Source organism: Aestuariivirga sp. (assembly GCF_041738905.1).
GTDB lineage: Bacteria > Pseudomonadota > Alphaproteobacteria > Rhizobiales > Aestuariivirgaceae > Aestuariivirga.
The window spans coordinates 1-21,714 of sequence record NZ_JBGSOZ010000046.1 but is presented as its reverse complement, the minus strand read 5'-3'; the positions used below and the strand labels follow the sequence as shown (position 1 = coordinate 21,714).

General features: G+C 64.2%; 18 protein-coding genes and 1 pseudogene. 8 read left to right on the top strand and 11 right to left on the bottom strand.

Annotated elements, in window-relative coordinates; translation table 11 throughout:
• Nucleotides 1-1,141 (top strand): biotin/lipoyl-containing protein (locus ACEW8Q_RS03935; protein WP_373502747.1); only part of this gene is annotated, 1,141 nt, incomplete at its 5' end.
• Nucleotides 1,142-1,170: 29 nt separating this feature from the next.
• Here ACEW8Q_RS03935 and ACEW8Q_RS03930 read toward each other — a convergent pair.
• Nucleotides 1,171-2,779 (bottom strand): annotated as a pseudogene (locus ACEW8Q_RS03930) (GMC family oxidoreductase).
• A gap of 141 nt (nucleotides 2,780-2,920) precedes the next feature.
• Here ACEW8Q_RS03930 and ACEW8Q_RS03925 point away from each other — a divergent pair.
• A complete protein-coding gene (locus ACEW8Q_RS03925) occupies nucleotides 2,921-4,465 on the top strand; it encodes an alpha/beta hydrolase (protein ID WP_373502746.1) in 1,545 nt (514 codons plus the stop codon).
• 80 nt (nucleotides 4,466-4,545) lie between these two features.
• Here ACEW8Q_RS03925 and ACEW8Q_RS03920 read toward each other — a convergent pair whose 3' ends face one another.
• Nucleotides 4,546-5,469: a 1-phosphofructokinase family hexose kinase gene (locus tag ACEW8Q_RS03920; protein ID WP_373502745.1), complete on the bottom strand. Its 924-nt coding sequence runs from the start codon at nucleotides 5,467-5,469 to the stop codon at nucleotides 4,546-4,548.
• A gap of 143 nt (nucleotides 5,470-5,612) precedes the next feature.
• On the opposite strand from ACEW8Q_RS03920, the gene ACEW8Q_RS03915 reads away from it, so the two are divergent.
• Nucleotides 5,613-5,963 (top strand): winged helix-turn-helix domain-containing protein, encoded by a 351-nt coding sequence (locus ACEW8Q_RS03915; RefSeq protein ID WP_373502744.1) that lies wholly within the window; start codon nucleotides 5,613-5,615, stop codon nucleotides 5,961-5,963.
• A 39-nt stretch (nucleotides 5,964-6,002) separates the two neighbouring features.
• Here ACEW8Q_RS03915 and modC read toward each other — a convergent pair whose 3' ends face one another.
• From modC to ACEW8Q_RS03890, 5 genes are all read right to left on the bottom strand, one after another.
• A complete protein-coding gene (gene modC, locus ACEW8Q_RS03910) occupies nucleotides 6,003-7,094 on the bottom strand; it encodes a molybdenum ABC transporter ATP-binding protein (RefSeq protein WP_373502743.1) in 1,092 nt (363 codons plus the stop codon).
• The gene (modB, locus tag ACEW8Q_RS03905) at nucleotides 7,091-7,786 is read right to left on the bottom strand and encodes a molybdate ABC transporter permease subunit (RefSeq protein ID WP_373502750.1); all 696 of its coding nucleotides are present in this window, start codon (nucleotides 7,784-7,786) and stop codon (nucleotides 7,091-7,093) included. The genes modC and modB overlap by 4 nt, the downstream gene beginning before the upstream one ends.
• A 121-nt stretch (nucleotides 7,787-7,907) precedes the next feature.
• Nucleotides 7,908-9,311 carry a glucuronate isomerase gene (uxaC, locus tag ACEW8Q_RS03900; RefSeq protein WP_373502749.1) on the bottom strand — a complete coding sequence of 468 codons (1,404 nt, stop codon included), beginning with the start codon at nucleotides 9,309-9,311 and terminating at the stop codon, nucleotides 7,908-7,910.
• Nucleotides 9,311-9,736, bottom strand: a complete 426-nt coding sequence (locus ACEW8Q_RS03895) for a cytochrome c (protein ID WP_373502742.1) — start codon at nucleotides 9,734-9,736, stop codon at nucleotides 9,311-9,313. Before ACEW8Q_RS03895 ends, uxaC begins: the two co-directional genes overlap by 1 nt.
• A gap of 2 nt (nucleotides 9,737-9,738) precedes the next feature.
• Nucleotides 9,739-10,941, bottom strand: coding sequence for a pyrophosphate--fructose-6-phosphate 1-phosphotransferase (locus ACEW8Q_RS03890; protein ID WP_373502741.1), 1,203 nt, complete (start codon nucleotides 10,939-10,941; stop codon nucleotides 9,739-9,741).
• 163 nt (nucleotides 10,942-11,104) lie between these two features.
• Here ACEW8Q_RS03890 and ACEW8Q_RS03885 point away from each other — a divergent pair, with 163 nt between their 5' ends.
• Nucleotides 11,105-11,581, top strand: coding sequence for a DUF2852 domain-containing protein (locus ACEW8Q_RS03885; protein WP_373502740.1), 477 nt, complete (start codon nucleotides 11,105-11,107; stop codon nucleotides 11,579-11,581).
• A gap of 60 nt (nucleotides 11,582-11,641) precedes the next feature.
• Here the strand turns inward: ACEW8Q_RS03885 and ACEW8Q_RS03880 are convergent, their stop codons facing one another.
• Nucleotides 11,642-12,055: a hypothetical protein gene (locus tag ACEW8Q_RS03880; RefSeq protein WP_373502739.1), complete on the bottom strand. Its 414-nt coding sequence runs from the start codon at nucleotides 12,053-12,055 to the stop codon at nucleotides 11,642-11,644.
• 101 nt (nucleotides 12,056-12,156) lie between these two features.
• The gene (locus tag ACEW8Q_RS03875; RefSeq protein ID WP_373502738.1) at nucleotides 12,157-12,456 is read right to left on the bottom strand and encodes a hypothetical protein; all 300 of its coding nucleotides are present in this window, start codon (nucleotides 12,454-12,456) and stop codon (nucleotides 12,157-12,159) included.
• A 158-nt stretch (nucleotides 12,457-12,614) separates the two neighbouring features.
• Between ACEW8Q_RS03875 and ACEW8Q_RS03870 the strand changes: the two genes are divergently transcribed.
• Together ACEW8Q_RS03870 and ACEW8Q_RS03865 are read left to right on the top strand one after the other, a co-directional pair.
• The gene (locus tag ACEW8Q_RS03870; protein ID WP_373502737.1) at nucleotides 12,615-15,149 is read left to right on the top strand and encodes a response regulator; all 2,535 of its coding nucleotides are present in this window, start codon (nucleotides 12,615-12,617) and stop codon (nucleotides 15,147-15,149) included.
• A 238-nt stretch (nucleotides 15,150-15,387) separates the two neighbouring features.
• On the top strand, nucleotides 15,388-16,731 hold the full coding sequence (locus tag ACEW8Q_RS03865) for an amidase (protein ID WP_373502736.1): 1,344 nt from the start codon (nucleotides 15,388-15,390) through the stop codon (nucleotides 16,729-16,731).
• Between the two features lie 3 nt (nucleotides 16,732-16,734).
• Here ACEW8Q_RS03865 and ACEW8Q_RS03860 read toward each other — a convergent pair whose 3' ends face one another.
• Together ACEW8Q_RS03860 and ACEW8Q_RS03855 are read right to left on the bottom strand one after the other, a co-directional pair.
• The gene (locus tag ACEW8Q_RS03860) at nucleotides 16,735-17,322 is read right to left on the bottom strand and encodes a disulfide bond formation protein B (RefSeq protein WP_373502735.1); all 588 of its coding nucleotides are present in this window, start codon (nucleotides 17,320-17,322) and stop codon (nucleotides 16,735-16,737) included.
• A complete protein-coding gene (locus ACEW8Q_RS03855; RefSeq protein ID WP_373502734.1) occupies nucleotides 17,322-17,495 on the bottom strand; it encodes a hypothetical protein in 174 nt (57 codons plus the stop codon). The genes ACEW8Q_RS03860 and ACEW8Q_RS03855 overlap by 1 nt, the downstream gene beginning before the upstream one ends.
• Before the next feature lie 324 nt (nucleotides 17,496-17,819).
• Here ACEW8Q_RS03855 and recA point away from each other — a divergent pair, with 324 nt between their 5' ends.
• Nucleotides 17,820-18,890, top strand: coding sequence for a recombinase RecA (gene recA / locus ACEW8Q_RS03850; protein ID WP_373502748.1), 1,071 nt, complete (start codon nucleotides 17,820-17,822; stop codon nucleotides 18,888-18,890).
• A 249-nt stretch (nucleotides 18,891-19,139) separates the two neighbouring features.
• Nucleotides 19,140-21,714, top strand: a 2,575-nt coding sequence (gene alaS, locus ACEW8Q_RS03845) for an alanine--tRNA ligase (protein ID WP_373502733.1), incomplete at its 3' end; no start/stop codon positions are given.

The following is a 21,714-nucleotide window of genomic DNA, read 5'->3' as shown; positions in this document are numbered from 1 at the left end:
GTCGGGCGGCACGTCGCAGCCCAATCTCAACACGCTGGTCGAAGCGCTCCGCTTCACCGCCCGCGATGCGGAACTCGCCGCCGAACCGCTCGACGCCATCGCCGAATACTGGCGGGCCGTGCGCGAGTTCTACGCCCCCTTCGAAAGTCCCGTGCTCGCGGCCGCGTCGGATCTCTACCGCCACGAGATGCCCGGCGGACAGTACACCAACCTGTTCGAGCAGGCGCGGGCGCTCGGCCTGGCCGACCGCTGGCCCGACGTCTGCCGGATGTACGCCGACGTGAACCAGATGCTCGGCGACATCGTCAAGGTCACCCCCACCTCGAAGTCGGTCGGCGACCTTGCGCTGTTCCTGATCGCCAACGACCTCAGCACGGCCGACGTCGAGTCGGGCGAGCGCGAACTCGCCTTCCCGCAATCGGTCATCGATCTGCTCGACGGCAGCATGGGGCAGCCGCTGGGCGGTTTTCCCGCCAAAATTCGCAAGCGCATTCTCGGCGATCGCAAGCCGCTGCGCGGCCGGCCCGGCAAAACGCTGCCGCCGGCCGATTTCGCGCAAACGGCCGAAAAGCTGCAAGGCGTGCTGGGCCGCGATCCGCTGCGGCGCGAGGTGGTGTCGTACCTGCTCTATCCGCAGGTCTACCAGGAATTCGCCGCCCACGAGCAGCACTACGCCGACACCAGCGTGCTCCCCACGCCGGTGTTCTTCTACGGCATGCAGCCGGGCGAGGAGATCTCGCTTGAGATCGATCCCGGCAAGACGCTCGAAATCCGCCTGCAGACGCTGGGCGAAACCACCGAGGAGGGGGAGGCAAAGGTCTTCTTCGAACTGAACGGCCAGCCCCGCGTGATCCGCGTGCCGAACCGCGCGGTCAAGGCCAAGGCTCCGGTTCGCCCCAAGGCCGCCGAAGGCAATCCGTTGCATGTCGGCGCGCCCATGCCGGGCGCCATTGCGGCTGTCGGCGTGGCGGCGGGCCAGAAGGTCAATGCCGGCGACCTGTTGCTGACCATCGAGGCGATGAAGATGGAGACGGGACTGCGCGCCGAACGCTCCGGCCTCATCAAGGCCGTGCATGTTCATGCCGGCTCGCAGGTCGAGGCGAAGGACCTGCTGATCGAGTTGCAGCCGGCGGAAGGCTGATCTCCGGCAGCACCGGCGTAGAGGCTTGCCTACATTCCCTTGAGCAGGAACGATGCGGCCCGCTCCGCGATCATCACGACGGGGGCATGGGTGTTTCCGGAGACGATGCGCGGCATGACGGAGGCATCGGCAATGGTGACGTTGGCGGTGTTGCGCATGCGGAGGCTGGTATCGACGACGGCCAGCGGATCATCGGCCTGACCCATCTTCGCTGTTCCCACCGGATGGAAGATCGTCGTCGCAATCCGGCCTGCGGCCTCGGCCAGTTCCTCGTCGCTGTCGATGGCAGGACCAGGTGCGAACTCGCCAGGCGTGAAGGCGCTCATGCGCCTCGTGTCCATGAGCTTCCGCGCCAGCCGGATCGAGGCGACCGCGACATCTCGGTCTTCCGGGTCGGTCATGTAGTTGGGTGCGATGAGGGGTGCGGCATGCGGGTCGGGCGCCAACAGCCGCACATGGCCACGGCTGTTGGGCCTGAGATTGCAGACCGAGACGGTAATCGCGGGGTAGGGATGAAGCGGCTTGCCGAAGGCATCGAGCGAGAGGGGCTGTACGTGGAACTCGACGTTGGGCGTGGTGTAGCGCTCATGCGAGCGGGTGAAGATGCCAAGCTGGCTGGGCGCCATGGACATCGGGCCTGAGCGCTTCAACGCATATTCGCCCGCGATCTTGAGCTTGCCCCAGAGGCTCGCCTGCATGTCGTTGAGCGTCCGCGCACCCGAGATTCGAAAAGCGGTCCTGATCTGCAGATGGTCCTGCAGGTTGGCGCCCATGCCGGGAAGATCATCAGCGATACCGATCCCCATGTCGCGCAGATGCTGGGCCGGGCCGTGGCCCGAGAGCATGAGGATCTGCGGCGTGCCGATGGCGCCTGCCGCCATCACGAGCTGTTCGCTGATCGTGGCCGATGACGGACGTCCCATCACATCCATCTCGACGGCGGATGCCCTTGCCCCATCGAAGACGATGCGCGTGACCGTGGCGCCCGTGAGGATGCGTAGATTGGGGCGCCGCTTGACCTCCGGCGTCAGGAAGGCGCGGGCCGCGCTCCAGCGGACGCCCGCGCGCTGGTTCACCTCGAAGTAGCCCGAGCCCGTTGGTGCCACTGTTGAAATCATCGGTGCGGGGAATGCCGATTTCCTCCGCCGCATCGCGCACCGCATCGAGGATCGGCCAGTGCAGCCTCTGCTTCTCCACCAGCAACTCGCCTTCGGTGCCGTGGGACTCATCCTCCCGGTGGTAGCGCTCGGACTTCCTGAACACCGGGAGCACATCGTCCCAGCCCCAGCCCCTAGCGCCCATTTGGACCCAGTTGTCATAGTCGGCGGCCTGGCCGCGCATGTAGATCATGCCGTTGATGGACGAGCAGCCGCCCAGAACCTTGCCGCGCGGATAGGCGATCGAACGGCCGCCGAGTCCAGCCTCTGGCGCTGTCTTGTAAAGCCAGTCGGTGCGCGGATTGCCGATGCAATAGAGATAGCCGACCGGAATGTGAATCCACGGATACGAGTCGGAGCCGCCGGCCTCGATCAGGAGCACGCGGGTTGAGGGCGTGGCGGACAGGCGGTTGGCCAGAACGCAGCCTGCCGATCCCGCCCCCACGATGACGAAGTCGAAGCTGCCGATGTCATTTCGCATGGCATTTCCCTAACATGGGGACCATTCAATCGTCGACGGACATCAACGGTCAGTCGCCATGACGGCAACGGGCAACTCGAACCGGAATTACAGAGACGCGCAGGCAGGGACGCCTGGGCGATTGCCGTTATAGTCCAGCCCATGTCGAATCAAGGATCAGCCTGGAGCATCGTCCGCGCAATTGCCGGCGCACTGGCTGTTGCAGCGATTGTCCTGTCTCTCTGGATGCTCCATGGTGAGACCGACGGCATCGTCATCGAGAGCGATCGTGTCGGCACCACGCCCGTCACCGTCTATCGGCCGGCAGCATCTGGCAAGGCTCCGGTCCTCGTCATCGCGCATGGCTTCGCGGGTTCGGCGAAGCTCATGGAAAGCTTCGGGATCGCCGCGGCGCGGAACGGCTACATCGGCGTGACGTTCGACTTCGTGGGCCACGGCCGCAATCCGGCGCCGCTGACGGGCAGCATTGTCGAAGTCGACGGCGCAACGCGCAGGCTTCTGACCGAACTTGGCGAAGTGGCCGCACATGCCCGCGCGCTGGGGGACGGACGGCTGGCGGTTCTGGGGCATTCCATGGCCTCGGACATCGTGGTCCGCTACGCCGTGGCATCGCCCGATGTGGCCGCGACCATTGCGGTCTCCATGTTCTCGCCCGCCGTCACCGCCACCGCGCCGCGCAACCTGCTCGTCATCACCGGAGAATGGGAGGGCATGCTGGGGGAGGAGGCGCTCCGCGTCGTGAGCCTCGCGACCGCGCCCGCGAAGGCTGTCGCGGGTGTCACCTATGGCGATCCGGCGCAGGGAACGGCACGCCGCGCCGCCATCAGTCCCAATACCGAACATGCGAGCGTGCTGTTTTCCGAGTCGACCATGCGCGAGACGATCACATGGCTCGACATTGCATTCGGAACGCAGAGGGCGTCGCCGCCCGATATCGAGCCGCGCGGTGTCTGGATTGTCCTGCTGCTGGCGGGCGGGCTGATGCTTGCATGGCCGCTCTCGCGACTCTTGCCCGTCTGTTGCATGCCGCCTGCGGGCGCTAACCTGGGGTGGCGGGCGCTGTGGCTGCCAATGCTCCTGCCGATGATCGCCACGCCGCTCATCCTCCGCGTCACGCCCACGCATGTTCTTCCCGTCCTCGTGGGCGACTATCTCGCCTTTCACTTTGCGCTTTACGGCGTGCTGACCGTTTTTTGCCTCGCCTTGGTGAACCGGCGAGCCGTGCCGCCTCGATGGACAGAACTTCTGTCCGCGTCTTCGCTTGCCGCCGCCGCTGCGGTGGTGGCTTTCGGCTTCATCGCCGTCGTGTGGCCGCTCGACCGGTTCGTGACATCCTTCGTTCCGGGACCTGAGCGCTTTCTGCTGATCGGGGTCCTGCTCGTGGGAACGCTCGCCTATTTCCTGTCGGCGGAGTGGCTCACGCGTGGGGCGGGTGCCGCGCGGGGTGCCGTGCTGGCCGCACGAGTCTGTTTCCTGCTGTCGCTGGCGATTGCCGTGGCGCTCGATCTCGAAAGGCTTTTCTTTCTGATCATCGTCGTGCCCGTCATCGTGCTGTTCTTCCTCTACTATGGGCTCATCTGCGGTTGGACCTGCCGGAGGACCGGCAATCCGCTTGTGGCCGGGCTTGCCAGCGCCATTGCATTTGCCTGGGCCATCGGCGTTACCTTTCCACTGGTGGCCGGCTGACAGCTCAAGTGCACCACACGCAAGTCACGTTGCAAGGCGCTGCACGCGCCCGTCGGTCCATGCCAGGTCCAATGGCGGCGTCAGCCGCCGCTCCGCTCATAGAGGGCGAGCACGTCGTCGCGGCGGCAGAGAACCGTGCCGGAGTTCATGGTGGCGGCGGCCCCCGCCGCCATGCCGAGGCGGAAGGCATTTTCGAGCGGCCAGTCCGTCGATATGGCCCAGACCATGGCGCCGAGGAAGCTGTCGCCAGCACCCACGGCGGAGCGCACCGGAACGTCGAGGGCAGGGAGCCGCAAGGTGATGTCACGGCTCACCAACAGGGCGCCCTCGGCACCGAGTGTCACCGCGATGAAGCGGGCTTTGCCGGTTGAGGCCAGTTCGCGGGTGGCGGGCTCCAGTTCGGCGTCCGTCAGGCGGCGGCCCGTGAGGTGTTCGAGTTCGCTGCGGCTGGGCTTCAGGAGATGGATGCCGCCCGCTTCGACGGCGGCCTTGAGGCCTGCGCCCGAACTGTCCAGAACGAGTTTCAAGCCTCGGGCATTGGCGGCTTTCGTCATGCGGGCATAGCTGTCCGGCGGTGCGCCGCGCGGAAGGCTTCCACTCACCACGACGAAACCCTCTGCCTGACGGCCGATCGCATCCACGCACGCCGCGATGTCGCGGTCTAATACTTCCGGACCTTCGGGCAGGAAGCGATATTCCAGCCCCGTCTTCTGGTCGTGCACCATGAAGGCGATGCGGGTCTGGCCATCGATCGGGATGGCATGGTGCCGGATGCCTTCGTCATCGAGAAGGCGTCCCAGATAGACGCCCATCTCGCCGCCCGACAGAAAGAGGGCTTCGACATTGCCGCCCAGAACGGAAATCACCCGCGCCACGTTGATGCCGCCCCCGCCCGGCTCGTGGCGCGCATCGGTCATCCGCACCTTGTGGGTGGGCTGGACTTCAAGGGCCTCCCCGAACACATCGATGGTGGGGTTGAGGGTGATCGTCAGGATCGGCGCCATCTTGGGTCCTTGACCGGTTGCTCCGTCAGCATACACAACTGCATTCCTGCGACTGTGCCTTGACCTCGCTCAAGCCCGGACATCGCGGTGCTGGATTTGCGCCCTGCTTTGCGGGATCATGGGCCTTCACAACAGGCAATCCCATGGCGCAGCTCAGCATCCGCATCGACTTCGGCCCCGAACTCCGGGTCGGCCCCGGCAAGATCGCCCTGCTGGAGCATATCGCCGCGCTGGGGTCCATTTCGGCGGGCGGGCGGGCCATGGACATGTCCTACCGCCGGGCCTGGGAACTGATCGAGGAACTCAACACCATGTTCGGCCAGCCCGTCGTCGAGTCGCGCAGCGGCGGCAGGAAAGGGGGAGGCGCCACGCTGACCGCGCTGGGCCTCAGCCTCATTTCCCGCTACCGCGCCATGGAACGCGCCGCGGCCGCTGCCGCCGAAGCCCATCTCAAGGCACTGGAACTGGAAGTTCCGGTGAAGGCGCGGGATTGATCGCTATTCCTGCCGCGATATGATGATCTTGAGTGTTGATCAGCGCGCGGACCCTGCTGGGCCGCTGACGGAGACAGCCTTGACGATGGCATAGACTGTGCTGCCCGCTGCCAGGTGAAGCGCTGCCGCGGACTGCCGGGTGATGCGCGCCATGATGATGGCTCCCCGGCAATCGACCGCCACGTTGACGGAGGAGGGACCGGCATCATCGATCCTCGCGACGATGCCGCAGAAAATGTTCAGTGCACTGATGTTCCCGGGCTCCGTGGTGGCGAGCATCACGTCGCGGGCGCGGATCCGCACGCGGGCTGCCGCTCCCTTCGGTCCGATCTCACCGGGAACGTGGACTTCGCCCATGTCCGACGTCAGGACGGTCATGCCGAAGCTGCTGTCGTAGCCATGGATCGTCATGTCGAGAATGGCGCCGCCTTCGTCGCGTTCTTCCGGCGGAACCAGATCGAGGCGCCGCGCAATTTCGGCGGCAGGCCCGGAGGCCACGGTTCGCCCGTCCGCCAGCACCACGATGCCGGTTGCCAGCCGCGTCACTTCCGCCACCGAATGGCTCACATAGATGATCGGAATCCTGACCTCGTCGCGAAGCCGTTCCAGATAGGGCATGATCTCGGTCTTGCGCATCTGGTCGAGGGAGGCCAGCGGCTCGTCCATCAGCAGAAGCCGAGGCGAGGCGAGGAGTGCGCGACCGATGGCGACGCGCTGCTTCTCACCGCCCGACAAATCGCCCGGACGGCGTTGCAGCAGATGCCCGATGCCGAGCAGGTCGAGGATCTGCTTCCTGCCGGCGTAGCGTTCGCCGCGCGGCGTGAACCACTCGCCATAGGACAGGTTGCGCTCGACCGAGAGGTGCGGAAACAGGCGTGCGTCCTGGAACACATAGCCGATGCGGCGGCGGTGTGCGGGAACCTGGATGTTCCGGCTTGTGTCGGTCAGCACCTTTCCGTCGATCACAACGCGGGCTTCACCTGGCTGCATGAGGCCTGCGATCACGTTCACCACGCTGGTCTTGCCCGATCCCGATGCGCCGAAGATGGCGGTGAGTGGCCCGTGGCTTTCGAAGGCGACGGAAAGCGCGAAGTCTCCGAGACGATGCTGGATGTCGACCGCAATGCTCATGGGACGAGGCGCTTGCTGATGCGGCGCGCGAGGATTTCGGAGGCCATCACGGCGCCAAGCGAGATGACGACCGATACGAGCGTGAGGCGCAGCGCGCCCGCGTCGCCGCCTGGTACTTGGGTGAAGGTGTAGATCGCCGAGGGCAGCGTTTGCGTCTCTCCCGGAATGTTGGAGACGAAGGTGATGGTGGCGCCGAATTCGCCCATGGCCTTGGCGAAACATAAAATCATGCCGGCGATGATGCCGGGAAGGATCAAGGGAAGCGTGACGGTGGCAAAGACCCACGCCGGACTGGCGCCCAGCGTGGAGGCTGCTGCCTCGAGCTTGCGGTCGACCGCCTCGACCGAGAGGCGGATCGCACGCACGATGAGCGGAAAGCCCATCACCGCGCAGGCCAGTGCGGCGCCCGTCCAGCGGAAGGAGAACACGATGCCATAGTCGGCGAGGAATGCGCCGACGGGGCCGCGCTTTCCGAAGGTGAGAAGCAGCAGGTAGCCCGTCACCACCGGCGGCAGCACGAGGGGAAGATGCACGATGCCGTTCAGCAGCGACTTGCCCCAGAAGTCGCAACGCGCCAGCAGGAAGGCCAAGGCGATGGCCACGGGCAGGCTTGCCAGCATCGCGACTGTCGCGACCTTCACGCTCAAGCGGACGGCGTTCCATTCATCCGGGCTGAGCGTGAACCAATCCATGGGCCGTTGGTAGCAGGGGAAACCGGCAGCGGGAAGCCCCATCGCCTGAAATCCGGCTCTCTCAGTTGCCGGAAAACCAGCCCGCTCCGTTATTCCTCAGAAAATATAACGAAGACTGGCTTTAGAGATTGTAAGCAGCCTTCGCCGCGCCATAGGCCATGTGACGTGCCGCCTCGCGCGCGGATGGCAGCGACATGCGGTGCTCGGCGACCATTTGGGACAGGAACCGGCAGATCTCGCGGCGCCAGACGTCATGGCGGGCCGGGATCGAGAGCAGGGCGCGGGTGTCGTCGTTGAAGCCTGCGAGATTGTGGAACCCTGCCGTTTCCACGACCTGATCCAGATAGCGGCGGATGCCTTGCGGGCTGTCGTGGAACCACCAGGGCGGGCCGATGAGGAGGCTCGGCCAGTAGCCGGCCATGGGGGCCAGCTCGCGGGCATAGACCGTTTCATCGAGCGTGAAGACAATGAGCCGGAAGCTCTTTGCAGCGCCGAAGCGGGAGAGCAGCGGCTGCAGCGCATGGACGAATTCGCCGCGCGTCGGAATGTCGGCCCCAAGGTTCGGGCCATACTCCGCCATCAGCTGCGGGTCGGTGTTGCGGTTCGAACCGGCGTGAAGCTGCATCACCATGCCGTCATCGGCAGAGAGTGCCGCCATCTCCGTCATCATCTGGGCGCGGAACTGGCGTTTGCCGTTTGCGTCCAGCGTGCCTTTCAGCGCCCCATCCAGAAGCCTCTGCTTTTCGTGAAGGGCGAGATCGTCCGTCAACGCATCGGGAACGCCGTGATCGGTCGCTGTGGCGCCGTTGTCGCGGAAGAAAGCGCGGCGGGCCGCATGGGCAGCGATCATGCCATTCCAGTTGGTCACGTCCTCGCCCGTCACCTCGCCGAAGCGAAGCAGGTTCGCGATGAAACCGGGGTTCTCCGGGTCGGTCACGTCATCGGGCCGGTAGGTGGTGCGGATGCGCTGGTTCAGCCCCTTGGATTTCAGGTTGCGGTGATGGAGCAGGGGATCGAGCGCGAATTCGGTCGTGGCGATGACCTCGACATTCGCCCGGTCCAGAATGGCGAGCGGCTTCAGGTCGTCATCGCCCAGCCTCCGCGTGATAGTCGCGTAGATCGCCTCGGCATTGGCAGCGTTCAGTTCATCTTCGATGCCGAAGGCCCAGTGGAAGGCATGGTCGATCCACAGCCGTGACGGCGTACCGGCGAACAGGTGGTAGTTGGCGGCAAAGAGTTTCCACGCGGCGATCCCCGGCACTGTGGGCTGCTGGCCCTTGCGGGCCAGGCCCAGTGCTTCATAGGAGAAACCCTGGCTCCGCAGCATGCGCAGCACGTAATGGTCGGGCGTGAGGAACAGCGACGTCGCGTCGGTGAAGTTGCGGTTTTCCGCGAACCACTCAGGGTCGCTGTGACCATGCGGGCTGACAATGGGAAGCCCGGCGATCTCTTCATGGAGCGACCGCGCAAGACTCAGCGAAGGGTCCTGCGGCGGAAACAGCCGGTCGGGATGGAGGCGGGGGATCACGGGCTGGCCTGGATCGAGCGGATGTAGCGCACAAGTCCGGCGATGCGGCGCGAGGCATCGTCGGAGGCCTTCATGGCATCCTCGAGCTTGACGCTGCCGCCAACGCCTTCGGTGACGAAGACATCACCCCAGATCGGCATTTCGCGGGTGCCATGGCCATCCGGCATGTCGAGGCCGGCAACAGTCTGGAAGACCAGTTCTTCCGGAAACAGTCCGCCATGTTTGGTGGCGATCACGGTGAGATCCGCGGTCTTCTTCTGAAGCGTTGCGGCCTGTGGTCCATCGCCCTTGCCACTCTCGCCGTGACACGGAGCGCAGAGGTGAGCGAAATCGGTCCTGCCCTGTTCCAGCGCCTCGTCCGCAGTGGCGGATGAGAGTGCCGCGGCCAGCGCGAGTGATGCGATGAGCAGGGTGCGGCGCATGGTCAGGCCTTCTGGCCGATGTCGCGCAGCATGTCCTCGAACCACGGTTCGCCGGGGTTGAAGTGCTTGCCGCCCTTGATGCGCGGGAATTCGATCGCGCGAAGTTCGTCGCCACGTTCCTCGTCATGTCCGACGACGCCGGACACGCCAGCCAGCGCTGAGTCTACAGCAACGTGGACCATCGAACGGATGAGATCGAGATCGGCCGGGTTGGCGGCGGAGGAACGTCCGAAGTATCCGGACTTCTGCACCAGCGTCTTGTCGGCGCCGATCTTCTTGCCGAACTGCTTGGCAAACCAGTCGCCCACCTTCACCTGGTCGAGACGCACATGTCCGAAGGCATCGCGGTCGAGCTTCTCGCCCTTCGATTCCAGTTCCGCCACGATCTCGGTTACGCAGGCGCCTTCGCTGACGAAGATCGAAACCGAGTCCTTCTCGTCCATCACCTTCCTGAGGCGCTCCGCCTCGGCCTCGATGTCGATGGGGAGTTCCGGTATGTAGATGGCGTCGACTTCCTTGTGGCGGCGCGACAGGTTGAACTCGGGCAAGAACTCATGCGCGTCGAGGCGCTCGCGCCAGGCCCGCGCGGTGGCGGCGGTGAGCCAGCCGCAATGACGGCCCATGACCTCGTGGATGACCAGCTGACGTGAGGACGTGGACTGCTCGTTCACCACGTTTTCGAAGAAGATCGCGCCCTGTTCGGCAGCCGTCCATGCGCCAAGTGTCTGGCGAATGGGGACGACGTCATTGTCGATGGTCTTGGGCAGGCCGACGACGGTGAGGTCGTAGCCGTTGGAAGCAAGGTAAGCGGCGAGATCGGCGGCGGTGGTGTTGGTATCGTCGCCGCCGATGGTGTGAAGGATGGTCACTCCGTCCTTCACGAGCTGGTTTGCCGCGACGGTCAAGGGCACTTCGCCTTCCTTCACCAGTCCGCGCTTCACGCAGTCGGCGACGTTGGTCAGCTTGACGCGGCTGTTGCCGAGCGGGGTTCCGCCATGAGAGTGCAGCACATGGGCGCGGCGGCGGACTTCGGGCGTCACTGGAATGGAGTTGCCTTGGAGGAGCCCCTTGTAGCCGCTGAGGTAGCCGATCATCGGCGACTCGGGCGACAGTTCGGAATAGCGCTCGATGAGGCCGCCGACGGCGGACGACAGGCACGGGGCCAGCCCGCCCGCTGTGAGCATTGCAATCTTGTGGCGCGTCATGGTGTTGCTCCTCGGCATTTTCAATGGCGAGGGTTACGCATTCCGGCCGATTTTCGCAACCCGGCTGAATCGAAGGCCGGGATGTCCGATTTTCATTGAAGCCGAGTCAAGACTTCCTATCTCATTTCCCGTCAACCCAATACTCAAGGAGAGGGACAAAGACATGACAAGTTCTGCTTCGGCTGGTTTTGAACCGCGGAGCGAGACGCGCGAGCGCCGCTGCGGCAGCGGGCTGCGGACGCGCTGGTCGCCATGGGAAGTGGGCGCGATGGTCGCCGGTTTCGTGGTGTTCTGGCCGCTCGGATTGCTCGCCCTTTTCCTGAAATGGAAGAACAGCGAGATGTGGCCGGGTTCGTCCGAGACCAAGGCCCCGTGGTCCGGCTTTAAGACACCTGACTTCTCGGCATGGAAGCCGCAGGCATCGGCCTACGGGTTCTCTGGTTCCGGCAACGCCGCGTTCGACGCCTACAAGCGCGACCAGATGAAGCGCCTCGATGAGGAGCGCCGCAAGCTCGAGGACGAGCAGAAGGCCTTCCGGGACTTTGTCGAAAAGGTGCGCCGCGCCAAGGACCAGGACGAGTTCGACCGCTTCATGAGGGAGCGCAATGCTCCCGCGCCGTCGAACGATCAGATGCCGTAACCGGCGGCCATCACGAACAGGAAGAGAAGAGCCCGGTCCGCAAGGCCGGGCTCTCTGACTTCAAATCTCCGGGTCGTCGCGCCCGCGCACGGGCGGGATGGTCGGTTCCACCGGGCGGAGCGGCGGCACGGCCTTGCGGTCGCCGAAGACCGCCGGGCGCGGGGCCGGACGCACTGAACCGGATTCGGTCGACGCTCCATAGGCTGACGCGATCGAGGCTGCGGTAATGCCGGTTTCCACCACCACGTCCAGTGGGCCGCCGATGAGGATTAGGTGTTCGACATTGTCGCGGCGGACCAGGACCAGACGGCGCGACTTGTCGAGTTCATGGTACTCGCTGATCCCGAGGCGCTGGCCGCGCCGGCCGGACATGCGCGGGCTCACCGCGCGCCAGATCGAAAGAACGATCAGCAGCAGGACAAGCACTGCCACTGCGGCAATGATCACCGTCATATTCTCGTTGATGAGTTCCATGTGCCGATTCCCGCCCTTGTGGTTCGTTCAGGAGCCCCCGCCTGCTCCCGGTATTCCGCTGCTGCCTCCCCGGAGATATCCGGGGCCTGGAGTATTCCGGCCTACCGGTACCAGCGCCTGACCTCGACGATGCGGCCCGAGTAGGAATTGACCTTGATCTTGTACCACTTGCTGTTCCGCTTGCCCGTGTAATCGTAGTTCTTGCCCGCGCATCCGCGGATCGACACGGAGTTGAAACGCTGGGCGACGATGCGTGCGCCAGTCCGGCATGAGATGTTGCGGCCGTAGAAACCGCCGTATCCGAGATTGATCGAGATATCGACATCGGCCTTTGCCGCCGGAGAGCCGGCCGCCATCAGGGCGAGGCCGAAGGCCATGGCGGTAAAAGACTTGCGGATCATGCGAGTTCCCTTTCTGATATCAACGCTGTAGCGCCCCTCTTGGATATCGAGTCTGGAGGCAGGCATCCGATTTGTAAAGGACAGAACTTGACGGGCTTTCCAGCGATTCCGATCCCGGGCATTTCGCCTATACTGGCTATGATTCGGGGTGGGCAATAATGACGGACAGACACGCGCCGGGCAGGGGAGAGCTGACGGCGCAAGCGGGCTTTGGCAGTTGGCGCGGGCGCGCGGCCTTCGTGCTTCTGCTCGCGGCACTGGTGGCCCTTACCGTGGTTTTCGGACTGAGATCGGTGGCGGCGGCCTATCCGATGTGGATCGTGGCACCTGGCGCCCTCTTTGCCGCCATCGGCCTCATCGCGCTCTTCGGCCTGATGGCCGGCTTTTTCCAGTTTGGCGCCGGAACGAATGAACGGAGCTTTTTCGATGGCCTCACCGACGCGCTGCCCGATGCCATCGTGGTCACCGACGCACGTAGCAGGGCGGTCTATGCCAACGCTGCCTACCTGAAGCTGGCGGCGGCTGCCGGAACCGGCCGGCTTGTCGGCATGGATGTTCTCTTCGCCGGCTTTCCCGAGTTCTCGGCGCCCGTATATCAGCTATCGCAGGCCATTCTGGACGGGCGGGGCGAGATGCGCGAGCTTCGGCTGGCGCCCGGCTCGCCAGCACCCTGCGCCTTGCCCGACAGGCCTGTGTGGATCAGGCTTTCGGCGCGGCCCATAAAGGGCGAGAATGCTGCCTACAGACTGTGGCGGCTCGAGAACATCAGCGATGACCGCGCGCGGCAGGAACAGGCGTTCTCACGGCTGCAATTCATCATCACCTATCTCGACAATGCGCCAGCCGGATTCTTCTCCACGCTTCGCGACGGCCATGTCGACTACATCAACGCCACGCTGGCGCAATGGCTGGGCATGGACATGGCTCAGGCCCAAGGCTCCAATCTCACGCTACCCGACATCCTCGGCGAAAGCGGCGCGCGGCAGATTTCAGGCGTCGAGGCAAGGCCGGGGAGTGCCGTCACCGAGAGCTTCAGCCTCGACCTCCGCAACGCGGTTGATGGAAGTCTGCTGCCGGTGCAGGTCATTCATCATGTCGACTATGACGCCGAGGGCATTCCCGCCCCGTCGCGAACGCTCGTCATTCCGCGCAGCCTCGCAGGCAGCGCCGGCGGAGGCCGCGCCGAGATCTCTGCCCCGCGACTGTCGCGCTTCATCAACAATGCGCCGATCGGGATTGCCGAGATCGACAAGGACGGGGCCATCCAGATGGCCAATGCTGCTTTCATCGACCTGTCGCAGAAGGCACGGCGAGGTGCGGCATTGTCATCCGCCATCATCGAGGCGGAACGGCCCGCCCTGCAACAGGCTCTGGCAGCAGCGCTTTCGGGAGAAGGCAGCCTTCACCGGGTGGAGGCCACCGTCGAAGGCGAGAAGCAGCGGACCGTACTTTTCTCCTTCACACGGCTGGCCAGCGAAGACGACACAGCGGTGGTCTTCGCGCTCGACAAGACCGAGAGCAAGGCGCTCGAAGTGCAGCTGGCACAAAGCCAGAAGATGCTGGCGGTCGGCCAGCTGGCCTCGGGCATCGCGCATGACTTCAACAACGTGCTGACCCCGATCATCGGCTTTGCCGACCTGCTGCTGGCGCGCATGCGGCCGACCGACCCTGCCTTTGCCGACGTGATGAACATCAAGCAGAATGCCAACCGCGCGGCCAACCTGGTGCGCCAGCTGCTGGCCTTCTCGCGAAAGCAGACGCTGCAGCCCAAGGTGCATGTGCTGACGGAGGCGCTGTCCGATCTCGGAAACCTTCTGGGCCGTGTGCTGGGCGAGAAGGTCGAGCTCCGCATCGCCCATGACCGCGAGCTTGGACTCGTGCTCGTGGACATCCACCAGTTCGAGCAGGTCATCATCAACCTCGCGGTCAATGCGCGCGACGCGATGCCAAATGGCGGCGCGCTGATGGTGCGGACCTACAATGTCTACGAAGAAGCCTCGCGCAGCATCGCGCCCCATCTGATGCCGCCCGGCGAATATGTCGGCTGCGACGTGGAGGATACGGGGTCCGGCATTCCGCCTGCGATCCGCGACAAGATCTGGGAACCGTTCTTTTCCACCAAGGATGTCGGCAAGGGGACGGGTCTCGGACTGTCCACCGTCTATGGCATCGTCAAGCAGACGGGTGGCTTCATCTTCTGCGACAGTGAAGTGGGCAAGGGCACCACGTTCCGCATCTTCCTGCCGCGCTATTATCCACAGAAATCCACCGAGCCGGTGGTGGAGGAGAAGGCTGCAGAGCCGCCGAAGCGGTCGGACTATACTGGCAAGGAACGCATCCTGCTGGTCGAGGACGAGGATGCTGTCCGCGCCTTCGCACTGCGCGCGCTCACCTCGCGCGGCTACACCGTGGTCGAGGCGGACTCGGGCGAAAGCGCCCTCGAACGCATCGCGGAAGAGGAGAAGGGCTTTGACCTCATCATCTCCGACGTGGTGATGCCTGAAATGGACGGGCCGAAACTGCTGCGCGAGTTGAGGAAGCGCGGCAACACGACCAAGTTCATCTTTGTGTCCGGCTATCCCGGCGAGGAATTCGAGAAGGACCTCGAAGGCCACAGCGACTATTCCTTCATGCCCAAGCCCTTTTCGCTCAAGCAGCTGGTGGAAAAGGTGAAGGAAGCGATGGAGAGCTGAGGCGCAAATCCAACGATCCTGCCAGGCACATTGACGAAGCCAGATCCTGCGCAGTCCGGTTGCAGTGGAAGGATCACTCGCCAATTGGGCCGTTGCGGCGAACCCGCCGTGCCAGTCTCGATGTGTTCAGGCCCCAGAAACCCGATTCCCGGCCTCGTACTGACCGGTTCCGGTTTTCAGATGCGCCCTCTGTCGAAACATCCTATTTCACTTTGCGCAATTCAAGGGAACGAGGGCGATGGCCACACTTGACCAACTGGCAACGCAACTGGCCGAGGGAACGGTAACGTCCCGGAGCCTCGTGGAGCAGTCGCTCTCGGCTATCGCCGATCCATCGGGCGAGGGTGCCCGCGCCCTTATCTCTGTCGATGCCGAAGGCGCGCGCGCCGCCGCCGACCTGGCGGACCATCGCCGCAAGGCCGGCCGCTCGGTGTCTCCGCTCGAAGGCATACCGTTCTCGTCAAAGGATATCTTCGATCTCGCCGGAGAAGTGACCACCGCAGGCTCCGTGGTGTTGAAAGGGGCGGCTCCCGCCACGGCCGATGCCGTTGCCATCGCCCGGCTCAAGTCCGTGGGCATGATTGTCATCGGCCGCACCAACATGACGGAATTTGCCTATTCGGGCGTGGGCCTCAACCCGCACTACGGCACGCCGCGCTCACCCTACGATCGCGCCACGGGACGCATCCCTGGCGGGTCGTCATCGGGTGCGGGGGTCTCCGTGTCGGATGGCATGGTGAGCCTCGCCATCGGGACCGACACGGGCGGTTCCTGCCGGATCCCTGCGTCCTACTGCGGCGTCGTCGGCTACAAGTCGAGCCACGGGCGCGTGCCGCTGACCGGCACCTATCCGCTGTCATCCAGTTTCGATTCGATCGGACCACTCGCCACCTCGGTTGCATGCTGCGCCACGGCGGACGCGCTGATGGCGGGCGACTGGGACGGCAAGGTGCCAGAGCGCCCTTTGCGGGGCCTGCGCCTCGCGGTGCTGAAGGACTTTGTCCTCGATGGCCTCGAAGCGCCCGTCGCGTCGGCTTTCGACGCGGCGCTGATGGCGTTGTCCAGTGGCGGCGCCACGCTCTCCGACATGGCTTTCCCGGAGCTTCGCGAGTTGCCGTCGATCAATGCCAAGGGGGGCATCGTCGCGGCGGAGGCGTGGTTCACCCATCGCGCCCTGATGGCCTCGAAGGGCGAGGCTTATGATCCGCGGGTGCGCAACCGCATCGCCATGGCCGAGACCATCTCGGCTGCGGATTATCTCGACTACTTCGTCCGCCGCAGGGAAATGATCCGCCTCTTTGCCGAGCGTTTCCAGGGCTTCGATGGCGTTCTCTTGCCTACGACCCTGAACACCCCGCCTGCCATCGCCGATCTGGCACACGACAAGGATTACCTGCGCTTCAATGCCATGAGTCTCCGCAACACCTATGTCGGCAATTTCCTGAATGGCTGCGGCATCTCGATTCCCATGCAGGGACCGGGCGAGGCGCCTTGCGGCCTGACAATCCTGTCGCCCTGGGGCAGCGACCGCAGCCTGTTTGGCGTCGCGGCTGCCGTCGAGCCGGTTCTGACCCGCGCCTGAGGCCTATTGCAGGAGGGCGTATCCGGTGGTGTGGCACTGGCCGAGCCCGCATTGCAGGACGGCCGAGACGAGGTTGATGGCGCATATCGCGATCACATAGAGGCTAGCGATGCCCGCCGCCTTGTAGACCAGCGGGAAGGTCGAGGCCTCGTTGCCGCGCATGTGGGCGTTGCCGCCCAGCACCGCGAGCCTCAGCGCAAAGGCAATGAGCAGGCAGAGGGCGATCACCACCGACCAGACCGGCATGTGCAGGCCGAGAACCGCCGTACCGACATATTCGTGGCCGGGGCGCGGATAGATGTCGAGAAGGGTCTGGCGCTCCGACACGACAAGGAGGAGCAGCGCGAAGAGCAGGCTGAATCCGGTGTTGCGGTCGGCATACGTCCCTCGCAGGTTCTGGAGGATCCCGAAGCACACGCCGAACATGGCGGCCCGCTGCAGAAGGCAAAGCGGGCAAGGGATTTCGCCATAGGCATATTGCAAGGTCATCGCCGCCGTGAGCACCCCGGCGATGACGGTGACCATGCCCAGCAGATAGATGTGATTGAGCAAGGCCAGCAGGCGGGCGCGGCTTTCGAGAAGGTTCTCCATCACAGGCTCAGCCACGGCATGGTGAAGCCATATTGCTGACTGTAAACCTCGAACAGGAAGAGCCAGACCGACAGCGCGAGGCAGATGACGGCGCCCGTGACTGCTGCCCGGCGCCATTGTGCCGCGCCCGCTACGAGAGCGAGCAGAACTGCCGCAAAGACCGCTACCATCATGCGTTGTACATCCCCTTGCGCCAACACCATGGACCCGTCATGGCTTTCCTTGCAAGCTCAAGTCGTGGCGACTCGATCGGCCTCCGGTCCCTGTGGTGCCCAAAGGGAAGGCGTGGCCTTGCGATCAAGCATGAATCGCCGTTCCACTCCATTCGATCTTTGTTCTGTTGAGGTTCAGGTTTTAAAGTCATAATATCCTTGCAGATCAAGCACTAAAATTTCTGCTTGCCGTCTGAACATAAATAGAACATATTGAAAACATGGGTAGCGGCATCGATGCGAGGCGCCCCCGGATGGACCAACGTGAAATCAAAGAGTACACCAGTGGCGCAGTCGAATCTTCGGGTCGTTGAGAGTTCATCCATGGACAAGAACAAGGCGCTTGACGCCGCACTGAGCCAGATCGAGCGGGCGTTCGGCAAGGGCTCCATCATGAAGCTCGGCGCCAATTCGGCACTCGAGATAGAGGCGATCTCGACGGGTTCCCTGGGGCTGGACATCGCGCTTGGCATCGGCGGCCTGCCCAAGGGTCGTGTCATTGAAATCTACGGGCCGGAATCGTCCGGCAAGACCACGCTGGCGTTGCAGGTCATCGCCGAAGCCCAGAAGCGCGGCGGCATCTGCGCCTTTGTCGATGCCGAACATGCGCTTGATCCGGTCTATGCCCGCAAGCTTGGCGTCAAGGTCGACGACCTGCTGATTTCGCAACCCGACACGGGCGAACAGGGCCTCGAAATCGCCGATACGCTGGTGCGCTCGGGCGCGGTTGAAGTTCTCGTCATCGACTCGGTCGCGGCCTTGACGCCGCGCGCCGAACTCGAAGGCGAGATGGGCGACCAGCTTCCCGGCCTGCAGGCCCGCCTGATGAGCCAGGCGTTGCGCAAGCTCACGGGGTCGATCTCCAAGACCAATTGCATGGTCATCTTCATCAACCAGATCCGCATGAAGATCGGCGTGATGTTCGGCTCGCCCGAAACCACCACCGGTGGCAACGCGCTCAAGTTCTATGCCTCGGTCCGCCTTGATATCCGCCGCATCGGCGCCATCAAGGACCGCGACGAGGTGGTGGGGAACCAGACCCGCGTGAAGGTCGTCAAGAACAAGGTGGCCCCGCCTTTCAAGCAGGTCGAGTTCGACATCATGTATGGCGAAGGCATTTCCAAGGTCGGCGAACTGGTCGATCTCGGCGTGACGGCCGGCGTCGTCGAGAAATCCGGCTCGTGGTTCTCTTATAATGGCGAACGCATCGGGCAGGGGCGCGAGAACGCCAAGAACTTCCTGCGCCAGAACCCCGACATGGCCAATTCCATCGAGGCGACGATCCGCTCCAATGCCGGCATCCTTGCCGCGGCGCTCAGCAATGGCACCGAAAAGGACGACGCCTCGGACGATTGAGGCTCTTCCCGGCCAGCTTTCCACTTCCATTTCGCGAACCCGGACGCTTTCCCAAGGGCGTCCGGCGCCCACGGTGTTTGCCCCACACCGCATGCGACGGCGCCCTCCGCTCCCCACGGAGGGCGCTATCGCGTTTGAACCCAACAGTTGAGCCCAACCATCTGGCTCCAGCCCGCGCGTAATTCTGGACAGGGGGCGTCCGCGCCATTAAACACCCCCGACCTTCACTCATTCATTGCCGGGCGTCACATGACAGGGCTTGCACAGATCCGTTCCACCTTCCTGGATTTCTTCCGCCGCCAGGGCCATGAAATCGTCGCCTCGTCGCCGCTGGTGCCGCGGAACGACCCGACGCTGATGTTCGCCAATTCGGGCATGGTGCAGTTCAAGAACGTGTTCACCGGCATGGAGAAGCGCCCCTATTCGCGCGCCACCACGGCCCAGAAATGCGTGCGCGCCGGCGGCAAGCACAACGATCTCGACAATGTGGGCTATACGGCCCGCCACCACACGTTCTTCGAGATGCTCGGCAACTTCTCCTTCGGCGATTATTTCAAGGCCGATGCGATCGAGTGGGCCTGGACGCTGATCACGAGCGAATATGGCCTGCCCAAGGACAAGCTGTCGGTCACCGTCTATCACACCGATGACGAGGCCCATGCCCTGTGGAAGAAGATCGCCGGCATTCCCGACAGCCGCATCATCCGTATTCCGACGTCCGATAATTTCTGGGCCATGGGCGATACCGGCCCCTGCGGCCCGTGCTCCGAAATCTTCTATGACCACGGCGACAAGATCTGGGGCGGCCCTCCGGGTTCGGCTGAGGCCGATGGCGACCGTTTCATCGAAATCTGGAACCTCGTGTTCATGCAATACGAGCAGATTTCAAAGGACGAACGCGTCAGCCTGCCGAAGCCCTCGATCGATACCGGCATGGGACTGGAACGCATTGCCGCCGTGCTCCAGGGAACGCATGACAATTATGAGACCGACCTGTTCCGGGCGCTGATCTCGGCCATCGTGGAGCGCACCGGCGTTCCTGCGGATGGCGATGCCAAGGCCTCGAACCGGGTGATCGCCGATCACCTGCGCGCATCGTCCTTCCTCATCGCCGATGGCGTTCTGCCGTCGAACGAGGGCCGCGGATACGTGCTCCGCCGCATCATGCGCCGCGCCATGCGCCACGCGGAGCTTCTGGGCGCGCGCGAACCGCTGATGCACAAGCTGGTGCCAACCCTCGTGCGTGAGATGGGCGCGGCCTACCCCGAACTGGTGCGGGCGCAGCCGATGATTACCGAAACCCTCTATCTTGAGGAAAACCGCTTCAAGAAGACACTGGAACGCGGTCTCCGCCTGCTCGACGAAGGGTCCTCCGGCCTTGCTGCCGGCGACACGTTCTCGGGCGACACCGCCTTCAAGCTCTATGACACTTATGGTTTCCCCCTCGACCTGACGCAGGATGCCCTGAAGCCGCGTGGCATCGCTGTCGATACCGACGCCTTCAATGCCGCGATGGAAGCCCAGCGCGAAGACGCCCGCAGGGCCTGGAAGGGCTCGGGCGAGGCGAAGACCGAGACCATCTGGTACGAGCTGCGCGAGAAGGTCGGCGCCACCGAGTTCCTCGGCTATGACACCGAGGCAGCCGAAGGCATCGTGCGCGCCATCGTGGTCGACGGCAAGGAAGTGGCCTCGCTGGGCACCGGCCAGAAGGGTTCGATCGTCGTCAACCAGACGCCCTTCTACGGCGAGTCCGGTGGCCAGACCGGCGACCATGGCATCATCCGCTCGGCTGAAGGTGCTGTCTTCAAGGTCACCGACACGCAGAAGCGCGTGGGCGATGTGTTCATCCATGTGGGAGAAGTGGAACAGGGCAGCTTTGCCGCCGGGAATGCCGTGGAACTCGCGGTCGACCATGTGCGGCGGGGCGGCAACCGCATTCACCATTCGGCGACCCACTTGCTGCACGAGGCACTGCGGATCACGCTCGGCAACCATGTTGCCCAGAAGGGCTCGCTGGTCGAGCCCAACCGGCTCCGCTTCGATGTCTCCCACAACAAGGCGATGAGCCATGACGAACTGGCGCAGGTCGAGGCCATCGCCAATGACATCGTGCTGCAGAACGACGCCGTGAACACGCGGCTGATGACGGTCGACGCGGCCATCGCGGAAGGCGCCATGGCGCTGTTCGGCGAAAAGTATGGCGATGAGGTTCGCGTCGTCTCGATGGGCCGCAACACGCATGGCGCGGGCCGGCCTGTCTATTCGCTCGAACTCTGCGGCGGAACCCATGTCTCGCGTACCGGCGACATCGGCATCATCAAGGTGGTGAGCGAAAGCGCGTCCGCCGCGGGCGTGCGCCGCATCGAAGCACTGGCAGGCCCCGCTGCACGCGCCTATCTCGAGGAGCAGGACCGACGCGTGCAGGCGGCAGCCGCGGCACTCAAGGCGCCGGCCTCGGAGATCGTCACGCGCATCGAGGCGCTGATGGACGAGCGCCGCAAGCTGGAGCGCGAACTGGCCGAGGCCAAGAAGCAGCCCGCCATGGGCGGCGGCGCCAAGGGCGGTGACGAGGGCATCTCGGAGGTCAATGGCGTCAAGCTCATGGCGCGCATCCTCAAGGGAATTTCTCCCAACGACATGAAGAGCCTTGTCGACGAGGGCAAGACGAAGCTCGGTTCCGGCGTCGTGGCGCTGATCGGCATCAACGACGAGGGCCGCGCCGGCCTGATCGTCGGCGTCACGGCCGACCTCACCTCGCGCTTCAACGCGGTCGATCTTGTCCGTGCTGGCTCGACAGTGCTTGGCGGCAAGGGCGGCGGCGGAC

Coding starts and splice junctions, on each gene's coding strand:
- modC (WP_373502743.1), bottom strand. CDS start 7,094: ATGAGCATTGCGGTCGACATCCAGCATCGTCTCGGAGACTTCGCGCTT.
- ACEW8Q_RS03920 (WP_373502745.1), bottom strand. CDS start 5,469: ATGGCGCCGATCCTGACGATCACCCTCAACCCCACCATCGATGTGTTC.
- ACEW8Q_RS03860 (WP_373502735.1), bottom strand. CDS start 17,322: ATGGAGAACCTTCTCGAAAGCCGCGCCCGCCTGCTGGCCTTGCTCAAT.
- ACEW8Q_RS03925 (WP_373502746.1), top strand. CDS start 2,921: ATGTCGAATCAAGGATCAGCCTGGAGCATCGTCCGCGCAATTGCCGGC.
- ACEW8Q_RS03855 (WP_373502734.1), bottom strand. CDS start 17,495: ATGATGGTAGCGGTCTTTGCGGCAGTTCTGCTCGCTCTCGTAGCGGGC.
- ACEW8Q_RS03895 (WP_373502742.1), bottom strand. CDS start 9,736: ATGCGCCGCACCCTGCTCATCGCATCACTCGCGCTGGCCGCGGCACTC.
- ACEW8Q_RS03915 (WP_373502744.1), top strand. CDS start 5,613: ATGGCGCAGCTCAGCATCCGCATCGACTTCGGCCCCGAACTCCGGGTC.
- ACEW8Q_RS03890 (WP_373502741.1), bottom strand. CDS start 10,941: ATGACGCGCCACAAGATTGCAATGCTCACAGCGGGCGGGCTGGCCCCG.
- ACEW8Q_RS03885 (WP_373502740.1), top strand. CDS start 11,105: ATGACAAGTTCTGCTTCGGCTGGTTTTGAACCGCGGAGCGAGACGCGC.
- ACEW8Q_RS03870 (WP_373502737.1), top strand. CDS start 12,615: ATGACGGACAGACACGCGCCGGGCAGGGGAGAGCTGACGGCGCAAGCG.
- modB (WP_373502750.1), bottom strand. CDS start 7,786: ATGGATTGGTTCACGCTCAGCCCGGATGAATGGAACGCCGTCCGCTTG.
- ACEW8Q_RS03865 (WP_373502736.1), top strand. CDS start 15,388: ATGGCCACACTTGACCAACTGGCAACGCAACTGGCCGAGGGAACGGTA.
- ACEW8Q_RS03875 (WP_373502738.1), bottom strand. CDS start 12,456: ATGATCCGCAAGTCTTTTACCGCCATGGCCTTCGGCCTCGCCCTGATG.
- ACEW8Q_RS03880 (WP_373502739.1), bottom strand. CDS start 12,055: ATGGAACTCATCAACGAGAATATGACGGTGATCATTGCCGCAGTGGCA.